This is a genomic window from Pseudoalteromonas sp. MMG013, from assembly GCF_018100885.1.
Taxonomy (GTDB): domain Bacteria; phylum Pseudomonadota; class Gammaproteobacteria; order Enterobacterales; family Alteromonadaceae; genus Pseudoalteromonas; species Pseudoalteromonas aurantia.
Genome location: NZ_JAGJEE010000014.1, coordinates 1 through 16,870, shown reverse-complemented (window position 1 = coordinate 16,870; position 16,870 = coordinate 1). Strand labels below are relative to the sequence as shown.

The following is a 16,870-nucleotide window of genomic DNA, read 5'->3' as shown; positions in this document are numbered from 1 at the left end:
TTGAGCATGCTTTTATCGCGGCGCTTAATATGTGGCCTAGTAATCTAAGCGAATATTAAGCAACAAAGAGAAAGGCAAACAGCTGCAAAAATGAACCTGAAAGATCAGCAGCCCCTAGTTTCAGAGATAGACAAATAATTTCTTAACGCAGTTTTTATGCCTGCGCTTGCTGTATTGACCACAATAGAAAGTTATTATTTATATAGTCAGCTTGAAGGCCAAAGATCTAAAAGTGCGATGTTTAAACGCCGCAACGTCAATGGTATCTTGATACGAATGCATGTAGCTCTAGTGATGTTGCGTTCTGATAACGCCTGGTAGGCTTTGATATATCTAAGCTTTCCTGCAATTAACTAACTGTCTTATGATTTTTAGATCAGCGGCGCTTAGTTTGAATGTACAAATAACAAGGGTATATGCTTGCGTGACTGTCGACGTACAAGAGAAGTTGATTTAACGCTGTTGTGCGCCGACAGTGAGGTATTATTACAGTGTAATGTACTGAGTTAATTTAATCGGTTCACCATCAACATCTAGTACCGCAGAGATTTCAATTCTACCATGTGTTAAATGACCGATGTCTATCATACTTGGCTGCCATGTTTTGTGTTCATAGGGAGCAAGTGACACATCTTGTTGCCAGAGTTCTTGACTTCTTTTAGGTTGGTCGAACGCCGAAAACTGTACGGTAATTTTCCCCGTTGTTTTACCTGAGTATGGGCCGGACAGCTGCAACGAAAGTTGCTCATCTTTTTCAACCACATCTAAGTATACGCCGTCAAATGCGCTTGCTTGTAGATCTAGCTGACCTTTTAATAGAGAATCCTCCCAACGTAACTCATACGGCAGGTGTTTGGCGTTATTAAACTTGGTTGGTATGTCAAGTTTCATATGGCTTATACCTGAAGGGGCGGTTGCTAATTGTTGCTGCTGCACGCTGACCGTGATGTTGCTCTGTGTTGGGTTGTTAACAGCTAAGTAAGGCTGACCCTGTTCATAATAGGTACTGACTTTAATGCCACTGAGTGTCATTAAAGCTTCGTTTGGCAACTGTCTTTTCCAATCAGTCAATAATTTGCGCACTGCAGATGTCACCAAAGTATGTTGAGATGGATCGGGTAGCTTACTGATCAGCGGTGTTAATTGAGAGTGGCAATTGGCAAGTATGTTGGCAAATTGTTGGCAGGTATTAAATGCCCTCAAAACCAGCGCTGGCTGGTCGTATAACCAAGGATCTGGGTTGTTTTGACCTAACTGTGCAACGGTATGTGTGTGTTGCGATATGTAAGGAGTGATTTGATGATTCATACCTTGGCCAAGCAAATCAAAGCGGTATGGGTCAAGCTCAATTGAACTATCAAAATTCACAGTTTGTCGATGCTGTTGTGTCGCAACAGTGACTTGTATTTTGTTGTGAGCAGGAACAATAGACAGTCCTAGCGCTTGTTCTTTTTGAATTGCTTCGACAATACTAGGCTGTAATGCTAAAACTTGAGAGCCTTTATTTATAGACGTCAAATCAAGTTTAACAAAAGTACCTTGTGAAATGAGCAAAGGCACTGAAGGCGTATCCGCTTGTGCATTCTTACTGACGAGCCCAAGACCTATTTCTCCTCGATTGAGCTGAGATGGCTCAAAATCAATGTGCGCTGCAATGGTATTTTTCTGTGATATGTCAACGAGAGGGCTGGTAAGTGGCTTTGGGAAATCTAACACTGGGTGCTGCGCCTGTGCATTTGGGTTAATTTTTAATTGGTGTAACTGAGTGCTCTCGTCACTGCGTAACCAGTAAGCACCGCCGTTTTGCTCCCACGGGCCACTGACAATTTTAAAGGTAGGGCTGATATTTTCGACAAAAGCTTGAAATTGATGTTCTACAGCTTGCCAATTAGGAAAGGTGGCTTTGAGTAATTTATTAGCCGTTGGTAATGTTTGGTCTGAATGGGGGTTTTCAGCCATTAAGTTAGCAAGAAACCGCTTGAAATAGAGTTGACGAACAGGATCATTCATTAAAAAGTGTACAATGAAGAAGTTAAGTCCACGCTTTAGAGCTGGATCATCATTAATTTGTTCAATGGTGGGTGAGTTTGCTGCTTTATACTGTTTCAAACCGGTTTTGATATAATTCATTGGTGCACGGTCAAAAACCATGACGGTTAATTCTTTTGATAGTGGGTTATAGACATGACTGGCAATTGAGTCAGCGAGTCCTTCAGTGATCCAATTTGGTGCCCAAGTGGAATGACCATTAAGTGCCATATGAAATGCATGCATTGTTTCATGAATGACGATGTAACGTTGATGGTGTTGGCGGTGGCTTGGAAAATTATAACCTGCGCGGTTATAAAACATGGTTTCACCCCCCGCGGTTTTATGGACGCCGCGTAAGAACCCATCGTCTAACATAGCTTCACGTAATCTAGCGCGTGAGCTACCGTATACCACCGCAATGCGTTGGTTGGCGATATTCGCTGGCTCCATACCAAAAAGTTCAACGTAATGCGGGTACGACATCTCAAGCAACTCAAGGTATAAGCGTACTTTATCTTCGGGTAAGTCACTTTTTAACGCGAAATGCTTACTCACCCACCAGTCGTAACCTCGGCTATTGCTGATTTTATTGTCGCTGTAAGTACGTGGAATATTTTTTCCCATAAAGGCGATATCAATATGGTTCAACTTACTGGTTCTACCTGCGACAGTCACATCTGCGCGCATCGTTTGAGAAGCGACTTGAGTGACTGAGGCAGTGACAGTATCTGGTGTTTTAATTGCATCTGTGTGTGTGCATGCTGTAAGGAGGAGTGTACTGAGTAGAGATAGTTTACGCAGCATAGTGAGGCCTTTTATTTTATGTATATTGTATGCAATTTAAAGTATCATGGCTTTTTCACTAATACAAATTTTAACGTTAGAAGCCGAACTGGGGTGAAATTTCCATTCAAGAAGTTGGAAGGAAGCAAGCCTAAGCCATAGTGGTACTATGGCTTAATTGTGGTATTTTTAGCGTTGGAACTCATAAACACTACCTAAACTCAATATTTGAGTGAGTTCATCTAGTGCTGTGTAAGTTTCAGTGAGTAGCTGAGGATCAGCCAAATCGCTATCGGTGAGTTGATCTCGATAGTGTTTCTCTACCCACGCATTAAGCAATACAAATTTCTCATCACTCATTAACGTGTCTTGATTCACTTTGCCAAGTTCGTTTTGAGTTAGCGCTACCCGTAATCGTAAGCAAGCTGGGCCACCGCCATTTTGCATACTTTGACGCAAATCGAAAAACTTCACGGTGTTTATAGGGTTATTTGCACTTAGCATGAACTCAATATAGTTGGCGACTTTGCTGTTCTTAATACACTCTTCAGGGGCGACAAGCATCATACTGCCATCAGCAAGGCTGACAAGTTGACTATTAAACAGGTAACTTGTCACGGCATCTTGTACACCAACAGCATGTGTAGGCACTTCAACAATATGTAATTTATCACCAATATACGCTTGTCTGATGCGAGTGAGCGCGTCTGCTTGATTTAAAAATGCTTGTTCGTGGCAAAATAGAACATTGGCATTACCCACTGCAATAACATCATTATGAAAAACGCCTTGATCGATAACATCTGGATTTTGTTGTATAAAAATACGCTGTTCTTGGGGTATTTGATGTAATCGCGCAACTGCTTCACTGGCTTCAAGCGTTTGCCTAGCAGGGTATTTGGTCGGTCCAGTAATTTGGGTATTTAAGCTGCTGGCACCATACACAAATACTTCTAACCCTTTGCTAGCATGGTCATCACATAAGCGCGTGTGATTTGCCGCACCTTCATCACCAAAAAAAGGTTGATCAGGTAAATGTGTGTGATGAACAAACGTATTTTCATCGTTGAACATCGCTTTGAGTAAGTTGCTAGTTGTGAGCGGCTCTAAAGAGCGATGGAACTTATTATTTAAATTAGCACTGGTAAAGTGTACCTTTTTATCGGCAGTATCTTGTGAAGGTGATACGGTTGCGGCATTTGCTGTCCACATCGCAGAAGCTGAGTAACAAGTTCGTAAAAGCACAGGTGATTCTTTCGCTGCTTTGTTAATAACCTGTGAGTCAGTGCCATTAAACCCCAAACGTCGCAACGCATTTATGTCTGGTCGAGCATGAGGCGCAAAAATCCCCTGTTTTAAGCCCATATCGTGCATGGCTTTCATTTTTACTAAGCCCTGTAATGCCGCCTGTTTTGGGTTAGAAATTGCTTCCGCATTGTTTAGTGATGCGACATTTCCATAGGATAGTCCGGCATAGTTATGTGTTGGTCCGACTAAACCATCAAAATTAACTTCAAAGCTTTGGGTTTGCTCACTCATGTTAAATCCTTGTTTATATTATCGTTGATTATTATGCCTATATAGAGGCTGATTTAATATCGAATTTAACGGTAAAGGGTAAAATTATTAGGGGAAAGTATGCGATTAATACGGAAAAAGCACTTTAATAAAGTGCTTTTTTCGAGCTAAAAATTAGCCTTCACAAAAACGTGGAGACAATGATTCTTCGTAGCAGGCACGGTCCATCGATGGACCACAGCCACCCCACCAACTTTTTGGACGACCGCCTGCAACTTGTGGTGTTGCATCCTCACCTAATGTCGCCTTGTTATGAATGAGTGTTTTTATTTGTTTTTTATGTAGAGTTAATTTCATGATAATTCCTTCATTTTGTTGCCCAAGATCCCTTGGGTACCTTAAAACTAGAACTTTCTTGCAAAAAGTTCAAAATTTAATCTATTACAAAATGTTTCAGGACAATAAATAACTTGTATATATGGATACTCGAATATATGATATTTCATATGTTAAGGTTTGATGAAGAGTTAATAATGGATCCAGTGACATTTTTTAAATGCCTAAGTGATGAAACCAGATTAAAAGCCTTGTTATTAATTCAGCATGAAAAAGAACTATGTGTGTGTGAATTAATGGTGGCATTAGGTGAAAGCCAACCTAAAGTGTCGAGGCACCTTGCTCAGTTACGTAAAGCTAAATTACTGCTAGATAGAAAACATAAGCAGTGGGTTTATTACAGAATCAATGATGCGCTGCCGAACTGGGCGCTAGATACATTAGTACAAACACATGGCGAGAATAAAAGCTATTTTTCAACATCGTTAACGAAACTAAATGAAATGGGCTCAAGGCCTGAGCGCGTTGCATCGTGCTGTAATATTGAGTTAAAAGGGGAATAAAATGTCAGTGAAAGTAGGTATTAATGGATTTGGGCGTATGGGACGTTTGACCATGCGCGCATTGTATAATAGTGACAATATTGAAATTGTACAGATCAATGACCCAGCTGGGGACGCGGCAACATTGGCCCATTTGATGAACTTTGATTCAGTACACGGTCGCTGGGAACATGAAGCGTTAGCAGAGCAAAATGATATGATGATTGGTAAACATCGTATTCACGTCACTCATAATACTTTGCTAGAAGACACCGATTGGTCGGGTTGTGACCTTGTTTTAGAAGCATCAGGTAAAATAAAAACAAAAGAAAAACTCACAGGTTATCTCACCCAAGGAGTTAAACATGTTGTGGTAACTGCCCCGGTAAAAGAAGAGGGGGTATTGAATATTGTCATGGGCGTGAATCATGATCAATATGACAAGTCACAATTCCCAATCGTCACCGCAGCATCATGTACAACGAATTGTTTAGCACCCGTTGTCAAAGTATTACAAGATAAAATTGGCATTGTACACGGATCAATGACGACGATTCATGATATTACCAACACCCAAACAATTCTAGATGCACCGCATAAAGACCTACGACGCGCACGCGCATGTGGGGCAAGCCTTATTCCAACCACAACAGGTTCTGCAACAGCCATTACGCATATATTTCCGGAGTTAAAGGGCAAATTAAATGGCCATGCGATACGTGTTCCACTGGCAAATGCGTCAATCACAGACTGTGTCTTTGAGGTCAGTCGGGCGACGACCAAAGAAGAAATTAATGCTTGGATGGAAGATGCAGCCAATGGCGCGATGCAAGGTATATTAGGGTATGAAACTCGACCTTTGGTCTCTGTAGATTATAAAACTGATGCACGCAGCAGTATTGTTGATGCTCTATCAACCATGGTGATCAATGACACTCAAGTTAAAATGTATTTGTGGTATGACAATGAGTGGGGCTATGCAAATCGCACGGCAGACTTAGTGCGTTATGTTATTGCAGAGAATGGTTAAGTATTAGCATGGCACTTTCTTCACTACCACAAGATATAAAGCAATATCTAATAATTACAGGAAATTATTGGGCATTTACTTTAACTGACGGTGCATTACGAATGCTGGTGGTGCTTTACTTTCATCAGCTGGGATATAGCCCGATAAGCATTGCAATGCTATTTTTGTTTTATGAAGTATTTGGGGTGGTGACGAATCTACTTGGTGGTTGGCTTGGCGCTCGACTTGGTTTGAACAAAACCATGAATGTGGGGTTGGGGTTACAAGTGGTTGCTATCGTTATGCTTGCGATAGAACCGCAGTGGCTGTCTGTGGCCTATGTCATGTGCGCACAAGCCTTATCTGGGATTGCCAAAGATCTTAATAAAATGAGTGCAAAAAGTGTCATTAAACTGCTGGTGCCTAAAGACGCAGATAGTATTTTGTATAAATGGGTTGCATTATTAACCGGCTCTAAGAATGCACTCAAAGGGGTTGGCTTCTTTTTGGGTGCCATGTTGTTGAGCTTATTGGGGTTTGCTGGTGCGCTATGGTCTATGGCGGGTATGTTAGGCGTCACTTGGTTTATGAGTATATGCTTGCTAAAGCAAGACTTAGGCAAGAAAAAGCACAAACCGAAATTTTCTGAAATTTTTTCTAAAAGCCGTTCTATAAATCTGCTTTCAGCGGCGAGGTTGTGTTTATTTGCCTCTCGGGACGTGTGGTTTGTTGTTGCTTTACCGGTGTATTTGTCTAGCCAATTTGGTTGGGAGCATACTTGGGTAGGGGGCTTTATGGCAACATGGGTGATTTTATATGGCATCGTACAAGCGAACGCGCCAAAATTGACCGGCAAACCAAATACGATTCATGACAGTATACAGGCTGCAGTGGCATGGGTGGTGCCACTGACGGTGATCCCATTATGCATTGTCGTAGGGCTCAATTTAGATATTACACCTTTGTGGGTGATTGTGGGGGGGTTACTGGCTTTTGGGGCGGTGTTTGCTATTAACTCCTCCTTACACAGCTACTTGATTGTAAAACTGGCAGACAGCGATGGTGTGTCACTGGATGTTGGGTTTTATTATATGGCCAATGCGATGGGCCGGTTGTTCGGCACGGTATTTTCTGGTCTGATTTACCAATTCTATGGTTTGAGTGCCTGTTTAATTGTGTCTGCGGTGCTGCTGGGCTGCACGGTTATCATCACGAAAGAGCTGCAAAAAGTGAATTGAACATTATTGTCTAGCAATGATATTAATCAATGTTTTGATTACCGCGTTAACGTTATGGCTGCGCCATCGCGTTAACGCGTTTGTGATGTTAGTGAGCTAATTTGAAACTTTCGGTGACTTTTTTAAGATCGTTACTGAGTCTATCCAGCTCATAACTGGCAGAAGAAACTTGGTCTGCGCCGGCTGCATTATCAACCGCAGCCTGTTTAATAGACTCAACGTTGTGTTTAATTTCATCCGTGGTCATGGTTTGTTGGTGTGCGGCTGTAGCTATCATTTCAGCACTTTGCGCTATTTGATTGATTTGTTGCACGCTGTCTTCTAAAAGGGAAGCGCTGTCATTGGCTGCAGAAATTGTCAGCTTGGTTGCTTCAATAGATAGGTGCATTTCTTCAACCGCTTGGTGGGTACCTGATTGTAAACTATTGATCATACCTTCGATGTCGGCAGTCGATTCTTGTGTTTTACGTGCCAGTTGTCTGACTTCGTCTGCGACAACCGCAAAACCTCGACCATGTTCGCCTGCTCGGGCGGCTTCTATTGCAGCGTTCAGTGCGAGTAAGTTCGTTTGTTCGGTCACTGTTTGAATCACTTCTAATACGCGACTAATATTTTGTGCATTGCCTTCTACTCGTTTAATGACTTGCTCTGCGTTATCGATGGCGGTGCTAAGCTGGGTCATTTGTGCGACAGTTGCTTGCAGGTTTTCGTTTGCTGAAGAAGAGGTTTTTTCCGCGCTATGACTTAAATCAGCCACAATACGGGCGTTAGTAGCCACTTCCTCGATTGATTGGTTGGTTTGATCCATGGCGAACGCCACTTGTTCAATATTGGCATGTTGCTCTTGTAAACTTGCATTTGACTGACTGCTGGCAGCGCTGGTTTGGGCGGCTGTACTCGCTAACTGTGAAGTAGACTCGACAATAGTACCAATCATTTGATTTAATGATTTGTTCATACGTGCCATCGCCCCATACACACCTTGCTGTGCTGTTGTGTCAGTAAAGGTTTGACGCAAATCACCCTCTGAAATACGCTCACTAATGGCTTGCATTGTGCTTGGCTCGCCACCCAATGGACGTATGATTGATTTTGAAATAACCAGCGTAATGATGACGACGCCACACACCGTGAGTAGCGCAATGAAGCCAATGATCCAATACATTTTATAAACGGGTGCAAATGCTTCAGCTTCATCAATTTCAGCAAGCAAAACCCAATTTAAATTAGCAAAGGTAAAAGGTAAGTAGGCGGATAAAACCGGGTTACCGTTGTAATCAATAATGATTTCAGTATCAGACACGCCGCGTAATCCCTTATTAACAGCAAGGGTGTTAACACCGTTATTTTCTACTGTTCCGGCAAAGCTTGCGATAACTGAATGACCTGTCGGGTCTAAATAGGAATCTGAACGCATCAGTAAGTCATCACCCACAAGATAAGACTCACCCGTTTCTCCCATACCATCACGCGTTTGCATAATGCGGTTAATGGCATCAATTGAAAGCTGTAGTGCAATAATGGCTGTTATTTTGCCATCAATAATAACAGGTAAGCCAATGAATGCGGCTGGATCATTGTTACTTGGGGCATATCGAGAGAAGTCTTGCAGAATAAATTTGCGTTTGGCTAACACATTATTATACAGCACAGCTAACCCTGAATTACGGTATGGCCCTGAAATTAAACTTGTTTGATAATCAGCTTCTTTTGCAACGGTGTAGTCAACGAACCCATTTGGGCTAATAACGAATAAATCGTAATAGCCTTTTTGCTCTATAAATGTTTGAAAAAATGCGTGATGCTCTTGCGCGACGCGTGCTAATGATTGTGCCTTAGTTTGCGCATGTGCAGTTTGCCACTCAGAGGCTAAGATTTCTAAATCCGCTTTTCGGGCATCAAAGTAGTCTGTTAACTGAGTATGTTTTATCTGCTTAATAGAAGTGAGCTGATTGTAAGCTTGCTGCTCTAACGTGGTACTGGCAGTAAAGAGAGAGAACAATGCGATCACCCCAGCTGGTACTAAACCAATTAACATAAAAGACAACAACAATCGGGTTTTGATTAACATATTTACTCCACACATAATTAACAGCGGCGCAAATGTACATGATACTTCGACAAATGAGAATAATTATCACAGTATAATTGTAAAGAAGTGTCAATGAAAAAGGATTAATTAATACTAAATAACTAATCCAAATGAGTGTTATTTGTTCCTTAAATGGCTTTGTTTTGTGCAAGTTTGTTGATATTTCTGAGATAATTTATTGTTTTGTGATGGGAAAGGATGAAATGTTAATTTTGTGTTTGTAATGGGTACTTACTGGATAGGCAGAGGTCATCGGGGAATGCGTATAAATTACGATAAAGTGTGAGTGAGAAATGAGCAGTAAAAAGAGATGCGGTTTAGTTTACAAAATAGGAACTTTGCGACGATATAATAACTCCGATGATATTGATGCGTTATATGTGGCAGAGAAGGTAATGTATCTGTAACAGCGTAAACATCGTAATTGCCCAGACATGTGTATGACCAATTACGATGATGAATATGAACTATGGTAGTAGAGCTAAACGAGTGTTGCTGCGGCCGTGGATAGCTGATCCACTAACGCTTGGTTTGTTATTTTGTTTTCAGTCATGTCAAAGTTGTCATAAAAGCCCGGTACTGATATTGACGCTTTAACATCAAGCGCAAAGTAAGGCGCGGATCCGGTTGCTGCTGCCAGTACACTTTTTGCACCACCAGGACCGGGTGACGTTGCCAGTAATATAGCGGCTTTATTTTGATACACTTTCATATCAATACGTGAAGTCCAGTCGAAAATGTTTTTGTACGCTGCAGTATAAGAGCCATTATGTTCTGCAAATGAAATGATCACGGCATCCGCTTCACCTATCTTTGTGAAAAACTGTTGTGCTTGTTCAGGAATACCTGACTCGTTTTCTCGGTCTGAACTGTAAATTGGCATTTCAAAGTCGTTCAAGTCTAAAATTTCTACTTCAGCCCCTTTAACCAATGATCCGGTATACGCAGCTAATTGCTTGTTGATTGATTGACGGCTACTACTTGCTGCAAATGCTAATACTTTCATGGTGCTCTCCAAATAATTTTATGTGTAATGAGTATGAGCGCTTTGCAATTCGCTTTAAAAGTAAGATTTAAAGTTGCACCCTTGACTCGATGGAAATAAGTCTATATTAAGTCATAATAGATGTTAATACTTTAAAAATGGACATACTATTTCCATATGAATAACAATCAATTGTTTGACGGCATTCTTATTTTTGTCCAGGTGGTAAAAAGTGGTGGCTTTGGCGCCGCTGCACGAGCGCTAGGGCATTCCAGCTCCCATGTAAGCAAAGAGGTGATTAAACTTGAATCGCGTTTAGGTGTACGTTTGTTAAACCGAACAACGCGCTCTATCGCTTTAACTCCTGAAGGTGACGCATATTTTCAACAATGTGAGCAACTGGTAATAGATGCGCAATCGGCACTGAGTTTAGTTACTCAAAATGATGAAATACCCCGTGGTGCATTAAAAATAAGTTGTCCAATTGGTTTTAGCCATGACCATTTAAAACCGGTTATTGCTAAATACATGCAACAATATCCGAATGTGAGCTTGGAGTGGGATGTGAGCGACAAGCGCATTGACGTTATTGGCGATGGTTTCGATTTAGCAGTAAGAGCCGCGCCCACATTAGATGAATCTAGCTTGATATGTAAACGCATTTATTCATGTCCCACTTATATTGTGGCGTCGAAAAGTTACATCTCAAAGTATGGCAAGCCCTACCACCCCAGAGAACTGGTAAATCACAATGCGATTTGCTATTCAAATTTGAAGATGCCGGGAAGATGGGAGTTTGAAAAACAGGGGGAAAAACCATTTTCGGTTGATGTGAAGCAGCGAATCAAATGCAACAACGGTCATATGGAATTAGCAATGGTAAAAGCAGGGCTAGGTATTTGCCGTTTGCCAGAGTTTTTTATGGGGGATGCATTAACGAACGACGATATTGAGGTACTGTTCACCGATTATACTCATCCGACGGTTAATGTGTATGTGATTTACCCTAGCCGTAAACATCTTTCGCCCAAAGTGCGCAGATTTATTGATATGTTAAGTGAAGAATTGAAAGAATAATGCCTATTGTTAATTTTGTGAAACATCAGGAGGGGGTTAATTGGTTTTAAGTAATATGAATAATTTTATATTTATTTTGTAAGTTTTTATTTTAATTATTTTTTTGATTTTATGATGTTGAATTCGGGGTTGATTAAAATACACTCACGATCTCACCATGGTGTATGGGCTAGTAAACTTCGTATTATCAGGTACGCTACGGTAATAATTTGATAACTTTCAATATTGCCGTTGCTTAGATTAGGTAATAACTACTCTAGATTATAGACGTTTGTTAAATTTTTGGTGGCATTTAAGTCTTGAACTTGTGGCTTGATGTAGAGGAATTAAATGGGGTAAACAGATTCATATATAACTATTTATGGAAGAGGTATACTACATGTTTTTAATATTAACGTAGACTTTTTATATGTATATGAATTAACATTGCAACTGAAATGGTATCGAAGGGGATTTGATATCAATAATAATTGTTGTATAAAAAGGATGTGTAGTGAAAAATATATTATTCTCTTCATTATGCGGTTTAGCTGCATTTTCAACTCTACTTAGTAATAACTCCTATGCCACTTCAGCTAAAGTTGATGTTCAAAGCTATATGGATGGCATTTCATTTAAACAAAATGATACTTCGACTAACGCTAATAAATTTAAGCTAGGGGTTAGCGATATTGATGTAATTAATATTCCAAAAGGTCAAAATACGGTTGAAATTAAGTTGCTAGATACTGACGGTAAAAAGCATGCTGCGTGGTTATGTAATACTAATGTAGACTATGATAAAGGTGAAACCAGTAATACACACTTCTTGAGTTGTAGCGGAGAGAATTCTCAGCATGGTAGCCAATACATAGATATGGTTCCTAGAGCCTATACGATGAATTTTTTCCATAAAGGTACGCTTTTTCAAACATACGAATTTGCGCTCGAAGAAAATGAATTCGTAAAAGGTTCAAAACGCTTTAAAGTGGCGAGTGTGTGGGATGATTATGCATCTATTGGAGAGGCTGCACTTGATATTTGGCAAGACAGCTCATTGGAATTAATTAAACCGTATCCCAATACTTTTGACAAAGCTGCCGGTGGTGCGCTTTTACATTTTCATCTTATTCATGGCGATAAAGTCATTGGTGAAAGTCGAAAGATATCACAACCTATTAGTGAGGGACACCTTAAGTATATTAGGACTTCATTTACTAAGCCTCATGATGAAGGTGGAAAGCGTCTAGCAATCTCTCAATTAGAAGATGGTGAATACCATATTTTAGTGTATAAAGAACCCAATAACCCAATTGAACTTTATACATTTGAAGTAAAGAATAAGAAAGTTGTTCGTAAGGGTAGACAGTTGAATAGCGGCATTGATGGAATTTATAGTGATGAAGGGAAAAATTGGTTTTCTAAAACCACAGAAAATTTAGACCGATTGGCTAAAAACTCAATATACCCTGAAGATCCAAAGGAAATTCGTAAAAGAGAAGAAGAAAAGCAACGCCTTGCTGCACAAGCTAAAAAGAAAGCTGAAAAACTGCGACAAGAAAAAGAAGCACAAGAACGTATAAAACAGCAACGGATAGCCAGAGAAGAAGCTAAACAGAAAAAAGAGCAAGAAAGGATTGAAGCAGAAAAACGAAAAGAGCAAGCACAACTAGAAAGTGAGAAAAGAGACGCTGAGCTTAAAGTTGAAAGAGAGAAGCAACTAGCTCAAATGCGAGAAAAACAAGCACAAATGCAGCAAAAGCTAGAGAAAGAAATACAAGCTAATTCGGGCCAAGCTTCATTTAGTATTAATCAGGTATTACTTGGGCTTGTTTTAATGTCATCTGGTTTACTTATTGCGAAAAGTCGAGTTTTGTCTAAAGTACCTCAAGCAGGAAAAGTAGTCGCACTTATTGAGAGTAAATCTTGTTATGTAGCTTATGCTGTGATTGGACTTGCAGGGTTGGATTTTGTAGTTGATTTAATTACCCTTTCACCAATTATAGGGGGCGGTTTGGCACAAGTTACTGCATGTGCTAGTGGTATTTTGTTACTTAAAAACGAACCGAAATTAAATGAAATTGAATTATTTACTAAGGCTAAGAGTGCAGTGCTTCGTTACGAAGAGCATGTTGGTTTAACTGCTATTGTCATCGGGGTATTACATTTATTTGTGGGTGGATTGCCTCTCATTTAATATCGTGAGTATTGATTAGAATAAGGCTGTATAGCTTAGGTTATATGGCCTTTTTTATTATATTTTTTTAAGCTATTCTTTTTGGTAATTTCATTTTTCTTTAAATTTCACAAGACACCCACCCAAAATTGATTGCTTTTCATTCATTGCCTATCTTTTAAATTCAGCTTAAAAGATAGGCTGTTTTGGTCAACTAATTCCGGACAGTGAATTAAGTTTTTCTTCTGCTACTGCTGGGGCGTTCATATCATTATGACTATGCGGCCTGCTCCAGTTGTAATAGTTCATCAAATAAAAGCTAATATCTTGCTCTGCTTCTTTAAATGAGTTGTAGCCCGTACTTGGAATCCATTCTGTTTTGAGACTTCTGAATACGCGCTCCATCGGGGCATTATCCCAACAATTACCTCTGCGGCTCATGCTTTGTGTTATTTGATAACACCATAACCTTTGCCTGAATTTTGTTGAACTATACTGACAGCCTTGATCCGAGTGGAACATAACCCCTCCAGGTTTGCCTCTTTGTTCATATGCTCTATCTAATGCTTTGATAGTTAGGGCTGTATCTGGCTTTTCTGACATTGCCCAGCCAATAGCTCGCCTTGCATATAAATCAATTACTACTGCTAAATATGACCACTTCTGACCAGTCCAAATATACGTAATATCTCCACACCATACTTGATTTGGGCTATGCACATCGAACTCTCGATTTAACTGGTTTGGTATATCAGGTCGTTCATTCACCGTCACTTTATATGCGTGTGACCCCGGTTGTTTTGATACCAGTTGCATATCACGCATTAGTCGTCTGACTTTGAATAAACCAACATCAATATCTAAATCTGCAAGCATTGCTAAGAGTGTGCGACTTCCAGCAGAGCCACGACTAAGCTTAAAACAAGCGTTTAACTGCGCTCTGAGTGCAACCTCATTAGCGCCAATTGTGTTACGGCGGTTTTTGTAGTCATAAAAACTAGAACGAGCAACATCAAAGACACTGCAGACCACCTCTACCGATTCTTGCTCACTTAATTGGTCTATTAACGAATATTGTTCATTTCTTCTGATATTAAGAGAGCCTTTTTTAGTATTGATTTCTCTTGCTCTAAACGATTGATTCTGGCTTCAAGTTCTTGAATCTTTTGTTGCTCTGGAGTCAAAGCTTTGGCATTAGGTGTTTCACCATTTCGCTCAAGTTCAAGTTGTTGAACCCAGCGTCTTAAAGCCGTTTCTCCAACATCCAATGAACGACAAGCTTCTTGAAGTGAATAGCCTTGGTCTAAAACTAAACACGCGGCTTCAAGTTTGAATTCTTTACTAAATGTTCTGCGTTTTTTTGCCATCGGACACCTCTGATTGAGTGGTAATGATACCACCTAAAATAGTGTCCGGAATTATTGAACCACAACACTTGTATTTCAAATTTAAATTTATGAAATAGGCGGTATGCTTGTGATATTCTTCGGGAGCGGGCTTAATTTTTGAGTGGGTGTCATCTTTAGGTTTACAGCCGATCTATATAAAGAGAGTGCATTAAATTCTTTACTGAAAGATAATACTGAAGAAGTAGAAAGGTTAAAAGCTGAGGGTAAAACCCCAGAGCAAATCTTTCAACATTTTAGCTCTGATGCAGTTTCATCCGAGCTGGCTAAAAAGGTTGATTTGTTAATAGCATCAGGTGTTGATTATGCTAGGTTGAGTGGGGCGTTAGCAGCATTTGCCACCGGGGGGGGATGTTAATATTGCGGCTTCGGCAGCAGAAGGTGCAGCTGCAAACAACGCTTTCTTTTTGGTACCAGTATTAATGGGGATGTTGAAAGCTGCTGATGTTGCATTAACAGCAAAAGAGCTTTGGGGAATTTATCGTGCGGCCAATGGGGACCCAACAATGTTGGCCAAATCACTCGCTGAATTCTTAGGTGAGAGTGCACTTGAACGAGCTATACCTGGCTTTAAGACAGCCGATGAAATGATTGACTGGTTAAAGCGTCATAATTATTTAAGTGGAAAAATTGCTGACCAAATTAAGAGCATTTTTGGTGAAAACCGTAAAGAAGGTGGTGACGTTGGATTACCTTCAGGGAGCTTAAGGGAAGTAAACGTCCCTGCAGGCAGCAAAGGGAGTTGGGATAAGCGTATTAATGGTGACCTAGAACCCAATACTAAATATAACTTATCTAATGGCCATTCTTATACTACAGATGATCATGGTCGAGTTATAAACGTTACAGGCAATACCGATAAGGGGGTTAAGCTAGACAGAAATAATTACCAGCAAACTAAAATGGGTCATGATGGTAATAATCAAGACCATCAGCTTCACGATGGTGGCCACTTAATTGCTACCCATTTAGGGGGGGCTGGTGATAAAATTAACTTAGTACCCATGACCAGAGATTTAAACCGTAAGATATACCGGGCTATGGAGAGGTTCTTAGGGAAAGAGTTAAAGGCAGGTAAAGAGGTTTATGTTGATATAAAAGTCGGCTACCCTGACAGCCCATCGGCTACAAGACCAAATATTGTAGAAGTGTATGCAACTATTAATGGGAAGCCAAGTCGATATAAATTTGAACAGTAATAGAGAGTATATTATGGATACAGAAAAAGCATACGCTATTCTTGCAAATGTATTATTTGCTCATACGCAAGACAATGAAAAGTTCGATAAGCTTGAAATGATTATTGAAGTAGACGAAGGCTTTCTTAAAAATGAAGTTACACGTCATTTAGATGACAAAGAGTTTTATCCAAGACTTGATATGATTTCGCCTCAAGCTGAAAATGATTTAACAGTTGCATCTCAATTTTTAAGGGGCAATTTACTTGAAACTACAGGCGATAAAATTTGGGGGTTCACATTTACTTTATATCCAGATGGCCAATTTAATATTGACTATACGTACGATATGCCTGAGTGGATGCAGGACGATTAATCAGTGATAGTTTTGGTCTATTATTAATTAGACCTGTTTTTTAAATTAAGGCGAACACACTGTTCGCCTTTTTTAATTCTTAATTCAATCAGCAGAGAGGGCTAATGAAAATAAAGTATATGGCCGTGAGCAGTGTGTTTGTGT

General features: G+C 40.1%; 13 protein-coding genes and 1 pseudogene. 8 read left to right on the top strand and 6 right to left on the bottom strand.

The features are described from left to right. Window positions 1-486: 486 nt before the first annotated feature. From J8L98_RS13760 to J8L98_RS13750, 3 genes are all read right to left on the bottom strand, one after another. The gene (locus J8L98_RS13760) at window positions 487-2,835 is read right to left on the bottom strand and encodes a hypothetical protein (RefSeq protein ID WP_210996879.1); all 2,349 of its coding nucleotides are present in this window, start codon (window positions 2,833-2,835) and stop codon (window positions 487-489) included. A 168-nt stretch (window positions 2,836-3,003) separates the two neighbouring features. Continuing rightward, entirely contained in the window at window positions 3,004-4,353 is a 1,350-nt protein-coding gene (gene astB / locus J8L98_RS13755; protein WP_210996878.1) for an N-succinylarginine dihydrolase, read from the bottom strand. Between the two features lie 153 nt (window positions 4,354-4,506). Further along, window positions 4,507-4,689: a hypothetical protein gene (locus J8L98_RS13750; RefSeq protein ID WP_210996877.1), complete on the bottom strand. Its 183-nt coding sequence runs from the start codon at window positions 4,687-4,689 to the stop codon at window positions 4,507-4,509. 176 nt (window positions 4,690-4,865) lie between these two features. Here J8L98_RS13750 and J8L98_RS13745 point away from each other — a divergent pair, with 176 nt between their 5' ends. The 3 genes from J8L98_RS13745 to arsJ are packed head-to-tail and all read left to right on the top strand — an operon-like array spanning window position 4,866 to window position 7,457. Beyond that, window positions 4,866-5,231 (top strand): metalloregulator ArsR/SmtB family transcription factor, encoded by a 366-nt coding sequence (locus J8L98_RS13745; RefSeq protein WP_192507837.1) that lies wholly within the window; start codon window positions 4,866-4,868, stop codon window positions 5,229-5,231. 1 nt (window position 5,232) lies between these two features. After that, window positions 5,233-6,240 (top strand): ArsJ-associated glyceraldehyde-3-phosphate dehydrogenase, encoded by a 1,008-nt coding sequence (locus J8L98_RS13740; protein ID WP_210996876.1) that lies wholly within the window; start codon window positions 5,233-5,235, stop codon window positions 6,238-6,240. A gap of 8 nt (window positions 6,241-6,248) precedes the next feature. After that, window positions 6,249-7,457, top strand: a complete 1,209-nt coding sequence (arsJ, locus tag J8L98_RS13735; protein ID WP_210996875.1) for an organoarsenical effux MFS transporter ArsJ — start codon at window positions 6,249-6,251, stop codon at window positions 7,455-7,457. Window positions 7,458-7,545: 88 nt separating this feature from the next. Here arsJ and J8L98_RS13730 read toward each other — a convergent pair whose 3' ends face one another. Both J8L98_RS13730 and J8L98_RS13725 read right to left on the bottom strand, forming a co-directional pair. Beyond that, the gene (locus J8L98_RS13730; RefSeq protein WP_210996874.1) at window positions 7,546-9,528 is read right to left on the bottom strand and encodes a methyl-accepting chemotaxis protein; all 1,983 of its coding nucleotides are present in this window, start codon (window positions 9,526-9,528) and stop codon (window positions 7,546-7,548) included. 502 nt (window positions 9,529-10,030) lie between these two features. Further along, entirely contained in the window at window positions 10,031-10,555 is a 525-nt protein-coding gene (locus J8L98_RS13725) for an NAD(P)H-dependent oxidoreductase (RefSeq protein WP_210996873.1), read from the bottom strand. A 156-nt stretch (window positions 10,556-10,711) separates the two neighbouring features. Between J8L98_RS13725 and J8L98_RS13720 the strand changes: the two genes are divergently transcribed. Together J8L98_RS13720 and J8L98_RS13715 are read left to right on the top strand one after the other, a co-directional pair. Further along, window positions 10,712-11,611, top strand: a complete 900-nt coding sequence (locus J8L98_RS13720; RefSeq protein ID WP_210996872.1) for a LysR family transcriptional regulator — start codon at window positions 10,712-10,714, stop codon at window positions 11,609-11,611. Between the two features lie 493 nt (window positions 11,612-12,104). Continuing rightward, a complete protein-coding gene (locus J8L98_RS13715) occupies window positions 12,105-13,787 on the top strand; it encodes an MAP7 domain-containing protein (protein ID WP_210996871.1) in 1,683 nt (560 codons plus the stop codon). 189 nt (window positions 13,788-13,976) lie between these two features. Here the strand turns inward: J8L98_RS13715 and J8L98_RS13710 are convergent. Then, a pseudogene (locus tag J8L98_RS13710) lies at window positions 13,977-15,133 on the bottom strand (IS3 family transposase). Between the two features lie 142 nt (window positions 15,134-15,275). Between J8L98_RS13710 and J8L98_RS13705 the strand changes: the two are divergent. Genes J8L98_RS13705 through J8L98_RS13695 form a run of 3 tightly spaced genes read left to right on the top strand, consistent with a single transcriptional unit; the run spans window position 15,276 to window position 16,726 of the window. Continuing rightward, window positions 15,276-15,530, top strand: coding sequence for a hypothetical protein (locus J8L98_RS13705; RefSeq protein ID WP_210996870.1), 255 nt, complete (start codon window positions 15,276-15,278; stop codon window positions 15,528-15,530). Next, window positions 15,508-16,371 carry a DNA/RNA non-specific endonuclease gene (locus tag J8L98_RS13700; protein ID WP_210996869.1) on the top strand — a complete coding sequence of 288 codons (864 nt, stop codon included), beginning with the start codon at window positions 15,508-15,510 and terminating at the stop codon, window positions 16,369-16,371. Before J8L98_RS13705 ends, J8L98_RS13700 begins: the two co-directional genes overlap by 23 nt. 13 nt (window positions 16,372-16,384) lie before the next feature. Continuing rightward, window positions 16,385-16,726: a hypothetical protein gene (locus J8L98_RS13695; protein WP_210996868.1), complete on the top strand. Its 342-nt coding sequence runs from the start codon at window positions 16,385-16,387 to the stop codon at window positions 16,724-16,726. The last annotated feature ends 144 nt before the right edge of the window (window positions 16,727-16,870 follow it).

What these genes read in the sequence shown, in the direction of transcription:
- J8L98_RS13695 (WP_210996868.1), top strand. Translation starts at nt 16,385, where the DNA reads ATGGATACAGAAAAAGCATACGCTATTCTTGCAAATGTATTATTTGCT.
- J8L98_RS13740 (WP_210996876.1), top strand. Translation starts at nt 5,233, where the DNA reads ATGTCAGTGAAAGTAGGTATTAATGGATTTGGGCGTATGGGACGTTTG.
- J8L98_RS13725 (WP_210996873.1), bottom strand. Translation starts at nt 10,555, where the DNA reads ATGAAAGTATTAGCATTTGCAGCAAGTAGTAGCCGTCAATCAATCAAC.
- J8L98_RS13750 (WP_210996877.1), bottom strand. Translation starts at nt 4,689, where the DNA reads ATGAAATTAACTCTACATAAAAAACAAATAAAAACACTCATTCATAAC.
- J8L98_RS13720 (WP_210996872.1), top strand. Translation starts at nt 10,712, where the DNA reads ATGAATAACAATCAATTGTTTGACGGCATTCTTATTTTTGTCCAGGTG.
- J8L98_RS13760 (WP_210996879.1), bottom strand. Translation starts at nt 2,835, where the DNA reads ATGCTGCGTAAACTATCTCTACTCAGTACACTCCTCCTTACAGCATGC.
- J8L98_RS13730 (WP_210996874.1), bottom strand. Translation starts at nt 9,528, where the DNA reads ATGTTAATCAAAACCCGATTGTTGTTGTCTTTTATGTTAATTGGTTTA.
- J8L98_RS13745 (WP_192507837.1), top strand. Translation starts at nt 4,866, where the DNA reads ATGGATCCAGTGACATTTTTTAAATGCCTAAGTGATGAAACCAGATTA.
- astB (WP_210996878.1), bottom strand. Translation starts at nt 4,353, where the DNA reads ATGAGTGAGCAAACCCAAAGCTTTGAAGTTAATTTTGATGGTTTAGTC.
- arsJ (WP_210996875.1), top strand. Translation starts at nt 6,249, where the DNA reads ATGGCACTTTCTTCACTACCACAAGATATAAAGCAATATCTAATAATT.